The 15,837-nt window shown below is 61.6% G+C and carries 18 protein-coding genes; 8 read left to right on the top strand and 10 right to left on the bottom strand.

The window, feature by feature from the left end:
- The 3 genes from AC07VV_RS13335 to AC07VV_RS13345 are packed head-to-tail and all read right to left on the bottom strand — an operon-like array spanning window position 1 to window position 1,851.
- Window positions 1-543: a DUF2937 family protein gene (locus tag AC07VV_RS13335; protein ID WP_102620227.1), complete on the bottom strand. Its 543-nt coding sequence runs from the start codon at window positions 541-543 to the stop codon at window positions 1-3.
- Between the two features lie 14 nt (window positions 544-557).
- Window positions 558-1,334 carry a class II glutamine amidotransferase gene (locus AC07VV_RS13340; protein WP_003222625.1) on the bottom strand — a complete coding sequence of 259 codons (777 nt, stop codon included), beginning with the start codon at window positions 1,332-1,334 and terminating at the stop codon, window positions 558-560.
- A 16-nt stretch (window positions 1,335-1,350) separates the two neighbouring features.
- Window positions 1,351-1,851, bottom strand: a complete 501-nt coding sequence (locus tag AC07VV_RS13345) for an MFS transporter (RefSeq protein ID WP_495036475.1) — start codon at window positions 1,849-1,851, stop codon at window positions 1,351-1,353.
- 99 nt (window positions 1,852-1,950) lie between these two features.
- Here AC07VV_RS13345 and AC07VV_RS13350 point away from each other — a divergent pair, with 99 nt between their 5' ends.
- Together AC07VV_RS13350 and AC07VV_RS13355 are read left to right on the top strand one after the other, a co-directional pair.
- Window positions 1,951-4,005 (top strand): S9 family peptidase, encoded by a 2,055-nt coding sequence (locus tag AC07VV_RS13350; protein ID WP_495036476.1) that lies wholly within the window; start codon window positions 1,951-1,953, stop codon window positions 4,003-4,005.
- A 108-nt stretch (window positions 4,006-4,113) separates the two neighbouring features.
- The gene (locus tag AC07VV_RS13355; protein WP_096819382.1) at window positions 4,114-4,587 is read left to right on the top strand and encodes a cyclic nucleotide-binding domain-containing protein; all 474 of its coding nucleotides are present in this window, start codon (window positions 4,114-4,116) and stop codon (window positions 4,585-4,587) included.
- On the opposite strand, the gene AC07VV_RS13360 is transcribed toward AC07VV_RS13355, so the two are convergent.
- Window positions 4,584-4,868: a hypothetical protein gene (locus AC07VV_RS13360; protein ID WP_495036477.1), complete on the bottom strand. Its 285-nt coding sequence runs from the start codon at window positions 4,866-4,868 to the stop codon at window positions 4,584-4,586. The two genes, AC07VV_RS13355 and AC07VV_RS13360, sit on opposite strands and share 4 nt — an antisense overlap.
- Window positions 4,869-4,947: 79 nt before the next feature.
- On the opposite strand from AC07VV_RS13360, the gene AC07VV_RS13365 reads away from it, so the two are divergent.
- The 4 genes from AC07VV_RS13365 (at window position 4,948) to AC07VV_RS13380 (ending at window position 7,186) form a co-directional block, all read left to right on the top strand.
- Window positions 4,948-5,634 carry a spermine/spermidine synthase domain-containing protein gene (locus AC07VV_RS13365; protein ID WP_493071883.1) on the top strand — a complete coding sequence of 229 codons (687 nt, stop codon included), beginning with the start codon at window positions 4,948-4,950 and terminating at the stop codon, window positions 5,632-5,634.
- Between the two features lie 50 nt (window positions 5,635-5,684).
- Window positions 5,685-6,056 carry a YajD family HNH nuclease gene (locus AC07VV_RS13370; RefSeq protein ID WP_007944009.1) on the top strand — a complete coding sequence of 124 codons (372 nt, stop codon included), beginning with the start codon at window positions 5,685-5,687 and terminating at the stop codon, window positions 6,054-6,056.
- A 200-nt stretch (window positions 6,057-6,256) separates the two neighbouring features.
- Window positions 6,257-6,727, top strand: a complete 471-nt coding sequence (locus AC07VV_RS13375) for an RNA methyltransferase (protein ID WP_007958066.1) — start codon at window positions 6,257-6,259, stop codon at window positions 6,725-6,727.
- An 81-nt stretch (window positions 6,728-6,808) separates the two neighbouring features.
- On the top strand, window positions 6,809-7,186 hold the full coding sequence (locus AC07VV_RS13380; RefSeq protein ID WP_495036478.1) for a YgaP family membrane protein: 378 nt from the start codon (window positions 6,809-6,811) through the stop codon (window positions 7,184-7,186).
- 3 nt (window positions 7,187-7,189) lie between these two features.
- On the opposite strand, the gene AC07VV_RS13385 is transcribed toward AC07VV_RS13380, so the two are convergent.
- Entirely contained in the window at window positions 7,190-8,419 is a 1,230-nt protein-coding gene (locus AC07VV_RS13385; protein ID WP_495036479.1) for a hypothetical protein, read from the bottom strand.
- 66 nt (window positions 8,420-8,485) lie between these two features.
- Entirely contained in the window at window positions 8,486-8,935 is a 450-nt protein-coding gene (locus AC07VV_RS13390; protein ID WP_025110643.1) for a YcgN family cysteine cluster protein, read from the bottom strand.
- A 282-nt stretch (window positions 8,936-9,217) separates the two neighbouring features.
- Here AC07VV_RS13390 and AC07VV_RS13395 point away from each other — a divergent pair, with 282 nt between their 5' ends.
- Window positions 9,218-9,811, top strand: coding sequence for a nitroreductase family protein (locus tag AC07VV_RS13395; protein WP_085605592.1), 594 nt, complete (start codon window positions 9,218-9,220; stop codon window positions 9,809-9,811).
- Window positions 9,812-9,915: 104 nt separating this feature from the next.
- On the opposite strand, the gene AC07VV_RS13400 is transcribed toward AC07VV_RS13395, so the two are convergent.
- The 4 genes from AC07VV_RS13400 to AC07VV_RS13415 all read right to left on the bottom strand — a co-directional run bounded on the left by AC07VV_RS13400 (window position 9,916) and on the right by AC07VV_RS13415 (window position 14,159).
- Window positions 9,916-10,848: a D-2-hydroxyacid dehydrogenase gene (locus tag AC07VV_RS13400; protein WP_495036480.1), complete on the bottom strand. Its 933-nt coding sequence runs from the start codon at window positions 10,846-10,848 to the stop codon at window positions 9,916-9,918.
- A 106-nt stretch (window positions 10,849-10,954) separates the two neighbouring features.
- Window positions 10,955-11,248: a YcgL domain-containing protein gene (locus AC07VV_RS13405; RefSeq protein ID WP_194933713.1), complete on the bottom strand. Its 294-nt coding sequence runs from the start codon at window positions 11,246-11,248 to the stop codon at window positions 10,955-10,957.
- Entirely contained in the window at window positions 11,245-12,378 is a 1,134-nt protein-coding gene (rnd, locus tag AC07VV_RS13410; RefSeq protein WP_495036481.1) for a ribonuclease D, read from the bottom strand. The genes AC07VV_RS13405 and rnd overlap by 4 nt, the downstream gene beginning before the upstream one ends.
- 131 nt (window positions 12,379-12,509) lie before the next feature.
- A complete protein-coding gene (locus AC07VV_RS13415; protein WP_495036482.1) occupies window positions 12,510-14,159 on the bottom strand; it encodes a phosphoethanolamine transferase in 1,650 nt (549 codons plus the stop codon).
- A 309-nt stretch (window positions 14,160-14,468) separates the two neighbouring features.
- Here AC07VV_RS13415 and AC07VV_RS13420 point away from each other — a divergent pair, with 309 nt between their 5' ends.
- Window positions 14,469-15,653, top strand: coding sequence for a cyanate transporter (locus AC07VV_RS13420; RefSeq protein ID WP_495036483.1), 1,185 nt, complete (start codon window positions 14,469-14,471; stop codon window positions 15,651-15,653).
- Window positions 15,654-15,837: the final 184 nt, after the last annotated feature.

Genomic DNA, 15,837 nt, shown 5'->3' on the forward strand with positions numbered 1-15,837 from the left:
TTAGAGCCCGCGCACATCCCGGTCTTCGATCGGACGGCTCTGGCGCAGGCGCTTGCCGCCCAGCACTACCCAGTCGATCAGACGGAACAGGCATTCGAGGCCGAACGACAGCAGCAACGCGCCACTCATGCCCCAGATCATCGCCTCAGGCGTCAGCAGAATCTGATAGCTGTAACCGTTCCAGGTTTCCTTGCGGATGTCCGGATCAGCGGCCAGCGCCACTTGCAGCACTCGGATGTACCACGGGCCCTGCATGGCCTGGAACTGCTTATCCAGTGCGGTCTGACGAGCGAGCAAAGTGCTCAGGCTGTCGGCATCGCTGCGAAACACAGGGTCTTCACTGGCGCGATAATGAGCGACCAGCGCCTGAATATCACCTTTGAAAAACTGCTCGGCAGTGCCCTGAAAGCCACGCAGACCGGTCTGGGCCTCGATCAGATGCGCTTCAACCCGCTTGGCGTAATCGTTGATGAATCCCGGCACCTGGACACCGATCAACAGGCCCGCCGCAAACAACACCAGCCGTAGATAACTGAGCAACATCGGGGAGAGATCCTTTATTCGGTCGTGCCCTGGCTGACGCATTCGCCGCGTCGCCACAGGCTCCATTGGCCCGGTTCGTAGCGGGTCCAGGTTTCGTTTTCGGTCAAGGGTTCGGTGGCAATCACCGTGACCACGTCGTTGGGCGTGGTTTCGGCCTGGAAATCGACAATCACATCGACGTCCTTCAGCCGCGCCGGGCCGAACGGTGCGCGACGGGTGATCTGCGCAAGTTTGGTCGAGCAATAGCAGAACAGCCAGTCACCGTCGCTGAGCAGGCAGTTGAACACGCCTTTGCTGCGGTATTCGGCGCACGCGGCGACCAGATCCGGCAGCAGCACTTCTATATCGACCGGTTCCGGAAACGCTGCACGTACGCGGTTGAGCAAATCGCAGAACGCCGCTTCGCTGTCGGTATCGCCGACCGGGCGGTAGAAACTCTTGATCGGGGTGAAATCGGCGAGCTGGCCATTGTGTGCGAAGCACCAATTGCGCCCCCACAGTTCGCGGACGAACGGGTGGGTGTTGGACAGGCAGACCTTGCCGACGTTGGCCTGGCGGATATGACCAATGACCACTTCGCTCTTGATCGGATAACGCTGCACCAGATTGGCGACTTCCGACTCGCAGCTGGCTGCCGGGTCCTGGAACAGCCGCAACCCGCGACCTTCATAGAACGCGATGCCCCAGCCGTCGCGGTGCGGGCCGGTGCGACCGCCGCGCTGCATCAGCCCGGTGAAGCTGAACACGATGTCGGTCGGCACGTTGGCGCTCATGCCCAATAGTTCACACATGTGCGGGCTCTCGTGATTACAGACGCGGCTCGACGCGCCCGCGCTGCGGGTTGCTCGGCAACGGTGGACGGCCATAACGATCGTCGCCGGCGGCGCCGAACGGTTGATCGCCGTCGCGCTCGTCATCGGCACGGGCGGCGGCGCGGGCGGCCTCGGCCTGTTCCTTGCGAGCCTTCGAAGCGCGCTCGATCGGGAAGCGGATCAGCACGAAAATCAGGTAAAGGCCGAACGCGATCATGGCGTACATGAGCAATTCGGAAATCGCACGAAAGGCGTTGTTGCCCACCTTGAACGCCAGATCCAGCGCCGTGATGGCGATGGACGGGGCGAATTTTTCCTTCACCGGGTCGATGATGGTCGGGCTGAACAGCAGCACCGCCATCAGCACACGCAGCGGCTCGCGCAGCCAGCGCCACATCCAGCGGGTCATGCGCATCCACACCAACAGGCAGCCCACGGCGGCAAAGGCGTAGAGGCCCCAGGCGATCAGATAGTCGTTCTCGGTCATGGTGTCCATGGCAAGGCAGGCAAAGAGGCGCTTATAGTAACGACTTTTCGCACATCAGGCTTCCCCGCCGTCCGTGCGGTCCTCATTTGTCATGTTCGAGAGCCCTCCATGCCCGTATCCGCCAACGTCACCAGCGCCCCGATTGCCCGCCAGGATGCCGGTCACGACCCGTATGCCTGGCTGCAGGAACGCGACACCGATGCGGTGCTCGACTACCTCAAGGCCGAAAACGACTACCAGCAGGCGCAGACCGCCGATCAGGCCGAGCTGCGCGAAACCCTGTTTGAAGAGATCAAGGGCCGGATCCTCGAAACCGACCTGTCCCTGCCGTCGCCATGGGGCCCGTATCTGTATTACACCCGCACCACGGCGGGTGACGAATACCCCCGCCACTACCGCTGCCCGCGTCCGGCCGACGACAGCCTGACCCTCGACGAAAGCCGCGAACAACTGCTGCTCGACCCGAACGCCCTGGCCAATGGCGGCTTTTTCTCCCTCGGCGCGTTCAGCATCAGCCCGGATCACCAGCGCCTGGCCTACAGCGTCGATGCCTCGGGCGACGAGATTTACACGCTGTTCGTGAAGGAATTATCCAGCGAGCGTGTCAGCGAACTGGAATTCCAGGACTGCGACGGCAGCATGACCTGGGCCAACGACAGCCTGACGTTGTTCTTCGGCGAGCTGGACGACACCCATCGTCCGCACAAACTGTTCCGCTACCGCTTGGACGGCACCGCCGCCGAAGAGGTGTTCCACGAGCCGGACGGACGTTTCTTCCTGCATTGCTACCGCGCCAGCTCCGAACAGCAATTGCTGCTGTCCCTGGGCAGCAAGACCACCAGCGAAGTCTGGGCGCTGGACGCCAATCAGCCGCACCAGCCCTTCACTTGCCTGGCGCCACGGGTCGAGGATCACGAATACGACGTCGACCACGGCAAGCTCGACGGCGAATGGACCTGGTTCATCCGCACCAACCGCGACGGCATCAACTTCGCCCTGTATCAGGCGCCGGACACCGGCATCGCGCCGAGCGAAGCAGACTGGCAGAACCTGATTCCCCACAGCGATTCGGTGATGCTCGATGGCGTGACCCTCAACGCCGAAGCTCTGACCCTGAGCCTGCGCGAAGGCGGTTTGCCGATCATCGAAGTTCGCCCACACGGTCTGGCGCCTTATCGCGTGCAATTGCCGGATGCGGCCTACAGCCTCTATGTGCAAAACAGCCTGGAGTTTGAAAGCGACCGCATTCGCCTGCGCTATGAAGCGTTGAATCGTCCGGCCCAGGTTCGGCAATTGATCCTCGCCACCGGCGCGCAGGAAGTGCTCAAGGAAACCCCGGTGCTCGGCCCGTTCGACGCCGACGCCTACGTCAGCCAACGCCTGTGGGCCAGCGCACCGGACGGCACGCTGGTGCCGATCAGCCTGGTGATGAAGCGGGAAATGGTCGGCAAACCGGTGCCGCTGTACCTGTACGGTTACGGCGCCTACGGTTCGAGCCTCGACCCTTGGTTCTCCCATGCACGCCTGAGCCTGCTGGATCGCGGCATGGCGTTTGCCATCGCCCACGTGCGCGGCGGCGGTGAACTGGGCGAAGCCTGGTATCGCGCCGGCAAGCAGGAGCACAAGCAAAACACCTTCAGCGACTTCATTGCCTGCGCCGAGTTCCTGATCCTCAACGGCATCACAACCGCGCCGCAACTGGCGATCAGCGGCGGCAGTGCTGGCGGTTTGCTGATCGGTGCAGTGCTCAATCAGCGTCCGGAGCTGTTCCGCGTGGCGATTGCCGAAGTGCCGTTCGTCGATGTGCTCAACACCATGCTCGACCCGGATCTGCCGCTGACCGTCACCGAATACGACGAATGGGGCAACCCCGAGGAGCCGGACGTCTACGAGCGGATCAAGGCCTACGCACCGTACGAAAACGTCACTGCGCAGGCTTATCCCGCCACCCTGGTGATCGCCGGCTACAACGACAGCCGCGTGCAGTACTGGGAAGCGGCCAAGTGGGTGGCGAAATTGCGCGCGACCAAGACCGACGACAACCCGTTGCTGCTCAAGACCGAACTGGGCGCCGGCCACGGCGGCATGAGTGGTCGTTATCAGGGATTACGTGACGTAGCCCTCGAATATGCATTTGTTTTCAAGGTTCTGGGCATCGCCTGAGGAACTCCGCCGGTCAGTCAGGTCTTAATTCCGGGCACCGGGAGCCGATAAGCAGATCGGCCCCCGGTGGCGAGCCTGCCACCCGACACAACAAAAAGACCGCACGACATGTCAGAACCAACCCTGTTGAACAACGAAATCCGCGACTGGCTGATGGACTGCGGCCTGTTCGATCAATTGCAACTGGCGGATTTCGCCGCCGCTTCGGGCTACTTCAGCATCAGCACCGTGGCCGAGGGCGAAGCGATCTTTCGCGAAGGCGATGCCGGCAGCTTCATGTGCATCATCCACACCGGCCAGGTGGCCGTGCAGAAAACCGGCAGCGACGGCCAGGTCGTGACCATGGCCACCCTGCGCAGTGGCCGGGCGTTCGGTGAAATGGCCGTGCTCGACGGCGAACGCCGTTCGGCGACTTGCGTGGCGGCGAGCAACTGTCAGTTGCTCAACCTCGGCAAGGATTCACTGGAAAAAATGCTCAACGACGCACCGAAAATCGCCGCCAAGATCATCCGCGCCCTCGCCGTTTCCCTGTCCAAACGCCTGCGCATGGCCGACGGCCAACTGGCGGCACAGCAGATTTAGCCGCCGGGGGATTTGGCTTTGCCGTCGTTGGGTTCGATACCCGGCACCGGCTGATCCTTGGACGGCGGGCTGGGCATCTCGATCGGCACCAGCGGAGGCCCGCCACTGCCGGAACCGGTCTTGGGAATCGGTACCGGGCTGATCTGCGGATACGGGGTTGGCGTCGCGGTGCCGGGCGAACCCGGTTGCGGCGTCGGGCTGACGGGAATCGTCTGTTGGGCCTGCACTGCAGTTATCGAGAGCGCGGCCAGGGTAATGACCGTTAGAATGGTGCGCTTCATCAAGGGCTCCGTTGGCCTGAAGTCTGCGCTCAGGCTACTCCCAACGCGCCTGCTTGCCTTCCCCTCTTTAGAGATTTCCATGAAACGTTTCGTTCTGCTCGACACCACGCCGATCCCTGACAACGGCGGAGCCCTGTGCCTGTTCGAGTATGGCGAGGACTTTGTCATCAAGATCCAGGGCGGCGACGGCGGGCAATTGATGAACACCCGCATGCACGGTTCCGAAGACGCGCTGGCCGAGATCCCGTGCCGCAAGGTTGCCGGCCGACCGAACTCGCGCGTGCTGATCGGCGGCCTGGGCATGGGCTTTACCCTCGCCTCAGCGCTCAAACATCTGGGCAAGACCGCCGAAGTGGTGGTCGCCGAACTGGTGCCCGGTGTCGTTGAATGGAACCGCGGCCCGCTGGGTGAGAAGTCCGGGCGCCCGCTGCTCGACCCACGCACGGTGATCCGCCAGGAAGACGTGGCCAAGGTGCTGCAAAGCGAGCCGAACGGTTTCGACGCAATCATGCTCGACGTCGACAACGGCCCCGAAGGCCTGACCCAGAAGGCCAACAGCTGGCTGTATTCCGCCGCAGGCCTGGCCGCTTGCGCCAAGGCGATGCGGCCCAAAGGCGTGCTGGCGGTGTGGTCGGCCAGCGCCGACCGACAGTTTTCCGACAAATTGAAGAAGGCCGGTTTCAAGGCCGAGGAAGTGCAGGTCTTCGCCCACGGCAACAAGGGCACCCGCCACACGATCTGGATTGCCGAGAAGCTCAAGGGCTGAGCTAAACTTGCGTCATAACCGTCATTAGTCTTTCTACCAAAGGTGAACCCATGAGTTCGTCCACCCCGACCAACACTTCGAAGCTGGATCGCATCCTCGCCGACAACCAGCGCGACAAGGAAATGGGCTACCGTGACAAGGCCCTGAAGATGTACCCGCATGTGTGCGGCCGCTGCGCCCGTGAGTTTTCCGGCAAGCGCCTGAGCGAGCTGACCGTGCACCACCGCGACCACAACCATGACAACAACCCGCAGGACGGTTCCAACTGGGAACTGCTGTGCCTGTACTGCCACGACAACGAACACTCGCGCTACACCGACCAGCAGTATTTCGGCGAAGGCTCGCTGAGCACGCCGAAAATCGCCAAGGCCACGCACAACCCGTTTGCGGCGCTGGCCGGGTTGATGAAGAAAGAAGACTGAGCCTGGCATGATCGTTCCCACGCTCTGCGTGGGAATGCAGCCCGGGACGCTCCGCGTCCCAAAGCGGACGCAGAGCGTCCATTGAGGCATTCCCACGCGGACGGTTCGACGCCTCGACGTGGGAACGATCTGTCTCAAACTGAACACCCCTCCCCCAATCCCCGTATAATCGCCCTCTTTTTCCCGAAGGCACCCCGCTCGTGGCAGACAAACGGTACAGCTGCATTGGTTTGTATAACCCCAAATCACCGGAAAACGTCGGTTCGGTGATGCGCGCCGCAGGCTGCTACGGCGTGTCGACCGTGTTCTACACCGGCAAGCGCTATGAGCGCGCCGCCGATTTCGTCACAGACACCAAGCGCGTGCACTACGACATCCCGCTGATCGGCATCGACGACCTGAAAAAGATCCTGCCGCTCAATTGCGTACCTGTCGCCGTGGAACTGGTCGACGGCGCCCGCCCGCTGCCGGAATACACTCACCCGGATCGCGCCCTGTACATCTTCGGCCCCGAAGACGGCTCGCTGGATCAAGAGATCCGCGACTGGTGCGAAGACGTCGTGTACATCCCGACCACCGGTTGCATGAACCTCGCCGCCACGGTCAACGTCGTGCTTTACGACCGCATGGCCAAAGGCTTGAACACCCGTTCCGGGCCGAAATTCCGCTGAACCGCCGCACATCCGATGGAACGAGCTGACCGCCCACGCAGTCAGCTTGTTTATCCATTACTCATTGCCTGGAGAAAGATCATGACCGAGCTCAAACGCGTCGAGCGTATCGAATCCACCCCGTTCCAGACCCGCTCCGAGCAGAACGTCGAAGGCTGGGAGCGCATCGGCTCGCTGGCCGGCGGCGTGATCATGGTCGGCAAGGGTCTGCGCCGTGGCGGCTTGTTCGGTCTGATTCAGGTGGCGATTGGCGGCGTGGCCATGGCCCGTGGCATCACCGGGCACAGTTCGGTGAAAAGCCTGCTGGAGAAAAGCCGTCAGGACATGAACAACGTGCGCACGAAGATCGAGCGCGCCGGTGAAGAGCTGAGCAAGCTCAAAGCCAATGCCGAAGCGGCGACCAAGACCGCCACCGTGACCGGCAATGATTCGGTGAAGTCGCCCAAAGCCGGGGTCTGATCGCTACTGAAGCAACCCGGTATCAAGCACCTTGGACGACTCGCCGATGACACTCTCGGCGAGTTGTACAAACGCCTTGGTATCCACCGTCCCCAGATGCATCGCCCCGCGCAGCACATCGTCCAGCGACCGCTTGTTGCGGGTCTTCAGACGGATCTCGCGATCCAGTTCCTGTAACAGCAGAACCGCTTTGGACACCTGCGCCGGGCTGATCTGCTCGCCACGCAGTGTGCTGACCTTTTGGCTGTCCTTGGCCAGTTTTACCTGCAATGCCTGATAACGCTCATCGCTCATGCCCCCGGCGCGGCGCACCAGTTCGACGGCGTAATACTCGGCGAAACCTTCCTTGATCCAGTCACTGCGCTGCTCGTCGTTGATCCGTCCGAACACCTGCGCCAGCTCACGGACCAAGGGGCTGCTGCCGCTCTCGCTGACCAGTGGCAAACGCGTGTTGAGGTAGATCGATTCCCGCGCCGCCAGGCTGCCGCGCCACATCGGGTCGTTGGCGCCGACAATCAGCAACTTGGTCGGATGGCGGGGAAACACCGCTTGCACCTGCGGCCAGACAAACGTCAGCAATGTCAGCACGTCCATCCGGCGCATGCCCTGCCCTTGCGGCGACGCCACGGTGACTTCGGTTTCCCCCAACCGCGTGCGGCGGCTGCCCAGGTGGCCGGCGAGCATCCAGCCTGTCGGGCGGTCGAACAGGCGTGAGGGATTGTCGATGCGGAATTTGTTCTTGCCGATACGCGGCCAGGCGGTTTCGACGCTTTTCCAGCCGTCGGGCAGTTCGAATTGCAGGCGCGAGACCAGTTCGATGCCGTCCTGCTGATCGAGCCTGGCTGGCGGCACCAGTTCATCGCCGCGCATCAACGCCCAGGTCGGGGTCATGCGCGTGTCGAAGCTGCCGTTCTTGCGGCCGTGGCTGATGCGTACGCGGTAGGTCAGGCTGGCCTTGTCCGCCGTCGGGCGCCACACGCCGCGTGCCTGCTGGCCCGGCGTCAATTGCCATTGGCCGTCGGCCTTGAAGTCGCTGTAGTGGCTGCCGTCGCCGAGGTCGAAATCCAGACTGCGCACGGCCTCGCCCTTGGCCAGGGTCAGACGCACTTCCGCCTGATCGCTTTGCGGCAACAGACGCACGTGGTAATCCAGATCGACCTTCTTCGCCGCCCACACCGGCGCGCTCAGCATCAGCAGTCCGACGATCAGCGTCCGGCGCAATCCCACAGCCATACACACTCCTTGTTGAAACTTGAATCCTCGGCGGGGCTTAGCCCTCAGAACTTAGCCCCTCAGAACTTAGCCGGCCCGGAAAATCAGGTGATCTTCCCAATCGTCTTCCGGCACGCTGCCCTCGGCGAGCATGCGCCCGGACTGGGAAATCCGCTCATGATGCACCGCGTCGCGATCACCGCAGACCAGGTGGTGCCACAACGGCAGGTCCTTGCCTTCGCTGACCAGTCGATAACCGCAGGTCGGCGGCAGCCATTTGAATTCTTCGGCCTGGCCCGGGGTGAGCTGGATGCAGTCCGGGACAAACTTGATGCGGTTCGGGTAGTCGCTGCACTGGCAGGTTTTCAGGTCCAGCAGTTTGCAGGCGATGCGCGTGTAGTAGACGCTGTTGTCTTCTTCATCCTCGAGCTTCTGCAGGCAGCACAGGCCACATCCGTCGCACAGCGATTCCCATTCCTCGTGATCCAGTTGATCGAGGGTTTTGCGTATCCAGAACGGTTCGACTTTGGCGGCCATGGCTCAAGCATCTACATCAGGTGGTGAAAAGGCCGCCAGTCTAGTGCCCAAGACCCCGTGGGCCAAGCGCTGGCGACTGCCGGTTGTGCGGGGCTTGTCAGTTTTTGCGCGGCCAAGTAGCTTTGCCAGTCTCAAGAAGCCCTGCCTGGGTGCCATTAACGCTCGACCGCGTTGCATTCCGGTGAACTGCACGGCTTCAGATACAGCCCCCATCGTTCAGCCCAACTGATCCCGCCGGGTTTTGCTTCAAACCTATCCTCAAACGTAGCAAGGAATCTCTCGATGAGTGCCAACCCTCGCGTTGCCGAATACGCCATTCACCCGCAGTTCACCGATCGCTGGTCGCCCCGCGCCTTCACCGGCGAAGCGATTTCCGAGGAAACCCTGCTGAGCTTCTTCGAAGCCGCGCGCTGGGCGCCGTCGGCGTACAACTCGCAGCCGTGGCGTTTTCTCTACGCCCGTCGCGACACGCCGAACTGGGAGCGTTACCTGGGTCTGCTCAACGAATTCAACCGCAGCTGGGCGCAGCACGCGTCGGCGCTGGTGATCGTGATTTCGAAAACCACCTTCACCGCACCGGGCGCGACCGAAGAAACACCGGCGCTGTGGCACACCTTCGACACCGGTTCCGCGTGGGGCCACCTGGCGCTGCAAGCGAGCCTGAGCGGCTGGCACACCCACGGCATGGCCGGCTTCGATCAGGAGCTGACCCGCAAGGAGCTGAACATTCCGGAAGGGTATGCGCTGCACGCTGCTGTTGCGGTAGGCAAGCTGGGTGACAAGGCAACCCTGGCGGATTACCTGCAAGCGCGGGAAACACCGAGCCCGCGTCGTCCGCTGAGCGAGCTGGCGGCCGAAGGGGATTTCACCCTCTAAGCCACACTGCTTGATCGTTCCCACGCTCTGCGTGGGAATGCCTCAAGGGACGCGGAGCGTCACGGGCTGCGTTCCCACGCAGAGCGTGGGAACGATCTTCGTAGTCAGTAACCGCGTGCGAAATCCACTTCCCCACGCAACGCCTCGCCCGCCTGATACGCCCGCAAGTTATCCAGAAACAACTGCACCATCATCGGCGGCGATGTCGGTGCCGAGCTGTGCCCGGTCAACAGCAGACCCCACGCGGTCCAGAACGGATGACGTTGTGGCAGTGGCTCCTGGCGGCAGACGTCGATCACCGCGCCGGCCAAGTGGCCTTCCTTCAACGCTTCGACCAGATCCGCATCGACGACGGCCACACCGCGCCCGGCGTTGATGAACAACCCGGTCGGCTTGAATTGCTTGAACAGCGCCGCGTCGTAGATGTCGTGGGTGTGCTCGGTGTTGGGCAGCAGATTGACCACGTAATCCACTTCGCCCACCAGCCGTGGCAGATCCGCCATCGAACCGACTTCGACAAACGGCGCCTGCTCGCGGGCACTGCTGGCGATGCCGTACAACTCGACGCCGAACGGCAGCAGAAACTGCGCCACGCTCTGACCGATGTCACCGGTGCCGACGATCAGCACCTTGCGCCCGACCAGACTCTGGCCGGTGCGACTGTCCCACTTGCGCTCGACCTGGCTGACCAGCCGGGCCAGCACTTCGCGTTCGTGACCGAGCATGTAGGTCAGCACGTACTCGGCCATCACCTGACCGAAAATGCCGACCGCCCGGGTCAAGCGGTAATCCCGGCGCAGGCCGTCGGCCAGCAACGGCGTGATGCCGGCCCAGGTCGATTGCAGCCATTGTGGCTGGTGGCCCTGACGCAGCAGGGTCGCCAACAGATCCGGCTGACCCAGCCACACCGGGCAATCGACCGCCTGGCGAGCCAGCTCGGCAGAGTCGCCGCTGGTCAGCACTTCAAGATCCGGGGCTGCCTGACGCAGCAGTCGGGCATATACCGCGTGGTCGTGTTCAGCAATCAGAACGCGCATGTTCAAACCTTTCGCAAACCGTGCAGACGGCCGCCCACTTCGTGGCGGTCGTCGCCGTAAAAACAGTTCCAGGGATTACAGGAGGCCCAGGACAGGGCCTCGCAGGTCAGACCGGGTCGTTGCGTCGCAGCAATTCTTCGGGCAGGTGTTCGATGTACTCGTCCTCGGCCGGCGGCATTTGCAGGTGGTAACCCTGCTTGTCGAGGTTTTCCAGCACGACGACGATGTCTTCGCTGGCCAGCTTGCGCTCGGGGCTCAGCACCAGGTCGAAGGAATGCTTCGCCTTGCCGAACGCCAGCATCAAGGCTTCCGGCACACGCTCCAGCGCATCGCTCTTGAGCACGTAAAGGTACATGCCGCTGCGTTTCGAACTTTGGTAAATCGAGCAAATACGTTTCAAGGCTGTTCTCCGGCGGTGGCCAGGCTGTCGAGCAGCCTCTGACCCATCAATTCGCGGCGCCAGCCACGCAGCGAATCAGGCAATTGGTAAGGCCCCTCGGGGAAGCCGCTTTTGACCAGGGCTTCGAGGGTTTTCTTGCGCAGCATCAGTTCCGGCGCGATGTCCAGGCGCTCGGCCTCGGCCTGGCCCAGGGCCCGCAGTTGCTTGATCAGCGCAGCGGCTTCGATCGGCAGCGGCTCCGGCACGGCCGGCGGCCACTGATCAGGCCCCACACTGCCAGAGCGTTTGATCAGATCAAGCAGAAACTCGCCGTCCTGACGCACGGTACGCGGGTGCATGTCTTCGATCTTGCCCAGCGCGCTGAGGTTGTCCGGTTGCGTGCGAGCCAGTGGCCACAACGAATGCTCACGGACGATGCGGTTGCGCGGCAGATTGCGGGCACGGGCCTCGCGCTCACGCCAGGCGCACAGCTCGCGCAGAACAGCGAGTTGGGCGCGGGACAGTTTCCACGCCAGCTTCGCCTCGCGATACACCTCGTACGGATCGGTCTCACGGCGCAGGTTGGCGACCAGTTCGGCGCCATCCTCCAGCACCCAGGCGTATTTATCGTCGGACAGCTTCGGACGCAGTTGTACGAAAACCTCCGCCAGATGCACGGCATCTTCAGCGGCATAGCTGATTTGCGTGTCGGACAACGGGCGCTGCAACCAGTCGGAACGGGTTTCGCCTTTCGGTAGTTCGATGCCGAGCACTTCCTGCACCAGACGCGAGTAACCCATCGAGAACCCGAGGTTCAGGTAGGCCGCGGCCAGTTGCGTGTCGAACAGTGGCGCCGGCAGGCTGCCGGTCAGGCGCAGCAGGACTTCGAGGTCTTCGCTGCACGCGTGCAGGACTTTGAGCACCGCCGGGTTTTCCAGCAACGCCGCCAGCGGTTGCCAGGCGTCAATGGTCAGCGGGTCGATCAGATAGGCGCGTTTGCCGTCGCCGACCTGCAACAGGCCGGCAATCGGGTAGAAGGTGTCGACCCGCATGAATTCGGTGTCGAGGGCAACGAAAGGCAGCTGCTGCCACTCGGCGCAAAACTGCGCGAGGCTATCGTTGTCGCGAATCCAGTGAATATCGATGGCCACACGGCTCTCCCTTCAAGAATGGCGCGCAGTATATATCTCCACCGGCGCTTTCTGCGCCTCCACAGGGCAAGTGCTTTGATGAAATCTCCTGCTGGATAGCAAGAATAGTCTTACAGAAAGATTCCGCAGGCTCAGTCCTTGGCCAGAACCCCGTCGATGACCGCACCGCGGCAACCGGCAAACATGTCCAGATCGTGCTGATAGACCTTGCTCTGCACTTCCAGCAAACCGAGCATCGAATGGAACAGGTTGTCCTGACTCAATGGCTTGTTGCGGCTCAACTGCAGGCAATGGGTGTCGACCGAGTAGGACTTCTGATAGCTGTCGGAGAACCAGGCCAGCATCGCCACATGTTTCTGTTGTTCCGGCGCCAGCATGTACGGCGTGCCGTGCAGGAACAGGTTGTACTCGCCCAGCGACTCGCCGTGGTCGGAGAGATACAGCATGGCGGTATCGACTTTTTCCTGATTGCTGCGCAAGACATCGATCAGGCTCGACAGCACATGGTCGGTGTACACCAGCGTATTGTCGTAACCGTTGACGATGCTGTCGCGGCTGCAATTGTTCAGTGCGTTGCTTTCACACACCGGGGTGAAGTGTTCGTATGCCTTCGGATAACGCTTGAAGTATTCCGGGCCATGGCTGCCCATCTGGTGCAGGACCAGCACGGTGTCCTTGTCCAGGTGATCGATGAAGCTCTGCAGGCCTTGCAGAAGGATTTCGTCGCGGCATTCGCTGTTGGCGCACAGTGCCGGGTCTTTCAGATTGCTCACGTCCTGCAGGGTGACGCGATCGCAGGTGCCTTTGCAGCCCGACTGGTTGTCGCGCCAGATCACATCGATGCCGGCGCGCTTGAGCACGTCCAGCAGCCCTTCTTGATTCTTCGCCTTGCTGGCGTCGTAATCCTTGCGGCCCATGTTGGAGAACATGCACGGCACCGACACGGCCGTTTCAGTGCCGCAGGAATGCACGTCGGTGAAGGCGATCAAACCGGCTTCCTTGTCCAGTTTCGGCGTCGTGTCACGGCCGTAACCGAGGATGCCGAAGTTCTCCGCCCGGGCACTTTCGCCCACCACCAGCACGGTCAGCGACTTGCGCGGACGGTTTTGCAGCGCCGGGTTGCGCTGGGCGTCTTCGCCGATCTTGATGAACGGTTGCTGGGCGGAAACCACCTGTTCACGCAGATATCCGGCCGACGCGCCGATGTAATTGCTCGGCACCAGCATCAGGCGCAATTCATGGTGGTTGCGAAACAGCGAGGACAGTCCCTGATAGTTGGCCAGCGCCACACCGCCAATGACGGCGACCGATGCTGCACACACCACAACTTTGCTTAATAACTCTCGGTGCCAGCGACGATAGTTGACGGGTAACTTCCACAACAACCAGGACGGCAAGACACCCAGAAACACTATATAAGCGAACAACTTCAACGACAGTAGATCGCGAACTTCCGTGGCATTGGTTTCAGCGAAGTTGCGAAACATGCCGGCGTCTATCATCACGCCATATTGGCTCATGAAATAAGCCACGCCGGCACTGATCAGAAACAGTACCGTCAACACCGGTTTCAATACCGGGCGAAAGCTCAGAAACGTCAGCACGATGTTGTACGCCGCGAAGATCATCACCCCGAACGCAATGCGCATGGCGATGCCCTTGCCGTCGGCAGCGGTGATCTCGAAAAGGTGTTCCCAGAGTACGAAATTGAATCCGGCCAAAAGAAAGGCGCTGGCAAACAACGTCACCCATTCCGGGCGCACGGCTTTTAACTTGAACATGATGAAGAGGCGATTTCCTGAAAAGAAGCGCCGTCGTCAATTGTGAAAATTTCATTGACTAAGGCGACGAAAACTCTACGCAGAAAACCATCAATATTTTGTGAAAAAGAAGCCAACGATTAGTTAGCTCATGAAATAACCATGAAACTTGAAAATGCGTCAGGTCTGATTCAGTAAAAAATCGCAGGTGGCTCCCGCAGACGGTCCGGAAGGCGTATCGACTTTTTAAATACCCCTCGGGATTTTCTGATTTGCCCGCCCCCGCACCACACCCGCCTAATCGACAGCCTCTGATTCAAAGGTCTGAAGATGGAAAACGTTCGCGCCACTGCCCGCCCCGCCGTCTGGCTGATGCTCGGTATCGTCCTGGTCGCCCTTAACCTGCGCCCGTCGATGGCCGCCGTCGGGCCTTTGCTGTCGGCGATTCGCGGCGACATACCGTTGAGCTTCAGCCTCGCCTCGCTGCTGACCATGCTGCCGGTGATGGCGATGGGGCTGGCGATGTTTTTCGGGATCGGCATCAGCCAGCGTCTGGGCGAACGGCGCACGGTGGTGCTGTCGTTGCTGATCATCGGCCTGGCAACCCTGTCGCGGCTGTTTCTCGACTCGGCGGCGCAACTGATCGTCAGCGCCGTACTCGCCGGGATCGGCATCGCGCTGATTCAGGCGTTGATGCCGGCCCTGATCAAATCGCGTTTTCCCGATAACGTGGCGCTGTGCATGGGTCTGTATGTCACCTCGATCATGGGCGGCGCCGCGCTGGCCGCCTCTCTTGCGCCACGGGTGATGCTCGATACCGGCAGTTGGCGGGCAGGTCTGGCGATCTGGGCGGTACTGGCGTTGCTCGCGCTGCTGTTCTGGTTGTTGCAAGGCAACGACACAGCGCCTGTCACAGCCACCAAGGCAACGAAAGAAACCTTCTTCACCCATTCCCGCGCCTGGCTGCTCGCAATCTTCTTCGGTCTGGGGACGGCGTCCTACACCTGCGTATTGGCGTGGCTCGCGCCGTACTACGTGGAAAACGGCTGGAGCGAACAGAATGCCGGTCTGCTGTTGGGTTTTCTGACGGCCATGGAGGTGATTTCCGGTCTGGTGGTTCCGGCGATCGCCAACCGCAGCCGTGACCGACGCCGGGTGCTGGCCGCCCTGCTGGTGCTGATCATTGGCGGTTTCTGCGGTTTGATCCTCAGCCCGCAACACCTGAGCCTGCTCTGGCCGTGTCTGCTGGGCCTGGGGATTGGCGGGTTGTTCCCGATGAGCCTGATTGTCTCCCTCGATCACCTCGACAATCCACAGCGAGCCGGCGGTCTGACCGCCTTCGTGCAAGGCATCGGCTATCTGATTGCGGGCCTTTCACCGCTGCTGGCCGGGATGATCCGCGATCGACTGGGCAGCTTCGAATGGGCCTGGTGGTCGCTGACCGCGGTGATGGGCGTGATGCTATTGATCGTGTGGCGCTTTGACCCTCGGCATTACGCCCGGCACTTTCGCTGATCGGGCGTTGTGCACGGGGCTCACCCCTCTAGCTAAAGGCTTCTGGCCATCTTTGCCAGGTTTGATTCGGCACGTCGTATTACTAAAACTTTCTGTCCCACAACTGTCCGTGAAAAATCCTACAGGGCTTTCTCCTGGCACCATCGTTCCGTTACGATCATGCGCACACGTTTGCGCGGATTCA

The organism is Pseudomonas sp. GW821-FHT02C04, from assembly GCF_059421845.1.

Bases quoted from the DNA above. Each gene is read 5' to 3' on its own strand.
- AC07VV_RS13390 (WP_025110643.1), bottom strand. From the start codon at position 8,935: ATGGCCGCCAAAGTCGAACCGTTCTGGATACGCAAAACCCTCGATCAA.
- AC07VV_RS13380 (WP_495036478.1), top strand. From the start codon at position 6,809: ATGACCGAGCTCAAACGCGTCGAGCGTATCGAATCCACCCCGTTCCAG.
- AC07VV_RS13395 (WP_085605592.1), top strand. From the start codon at position 9,218: ATGAGTGCCAACCCTCGCGTTGCCGAATACGCCATTCACCCGCAGTTC.
- AC07VV_RS13355 (WP_096819382.1), top strand. From the start codon at position 4,114: ATGTCAGAACCAACCCTGTTGAACAACGAAATCCGCGACTGGCTGATG.
- AC07VV_RS13360 (WP_495036477.1), bottom strand. From the start codon at position 4,868: ATGAAGCGCACCATTCTAACGGTCATTACCCTGGCCGCGCTCTCGATA.
- AC07VV_RS13400 (WP_495036480.1), bottom strand. From the start codon at position 10,848: ATGCGCGTTCTGATTGCTGAACACGACCACGCGGTATATGCCCGACTG.
- AC07VV_RS13365 (WP_493071883.1), top strand. From the start codon at position 4,948: ATGAAACGTTTCGTTCTGCTCGACACCACGCCGATCCCTGACAACGGC.
- AC07VV_RS13335 (WP_102620227.1), bottom strand. From the start codon at position 543: ATGTTGCTCAGTTATCTACGGCTGGTGTTGTTTGCGGCGGGCCTGTTG.
- AC07VV_RS13415 (WP_495036482.1), bottom strand. From the start codon at position 14,159: ATGTTCAAGTTAAAAGCCGTGCGCCCGGAATGGGTGACGTTGTTTGCC.
- AC07VV_RS13385 (WP_495036479.1), bottom strand. From the start codon at position 8,419: ATGGCTGTGGGATTGCGCCGGACGCTGATCGTCGGACTGCTGATGCTG.
- AC07VV_RS13370 (WP_007944009.1), top strand. From the start codon at position 5,685: ATGAGTTCGTCCACCCCGACCAACACTTCGAAGCTGGATCGCATCCTC.
- AC07VV_RS13340 (WP_003222625.1), bottom strand. From the start codon at position 1,334: ATGTGTGAACTATTGGGCATGAGCGCCAACGTGCCGACCGACATCGTG.
- AC07VV_RS13350 (WP_495036476.1), top strand. From the start codon at position 1,951: ATGCCCGTATCCGCCAACGTCACCAGCGCCCCGATTGCCCGCCAGGAT.
- AC07VV_RS13345 (WP_495036475.1), bottom strand. From the start codon at position 1,851: ATGGACACCATGACCGAGAACGACTATCTGATCGCCTGGGGCCTCTAC.
- AC07VV_RS13420 (WP_495036483.1), top strand. From the start codon at position 14,469: ATGGAAAACGTTCGCGCCACTGCCCGCCCCGCCGTCTGGCTGATGCTC.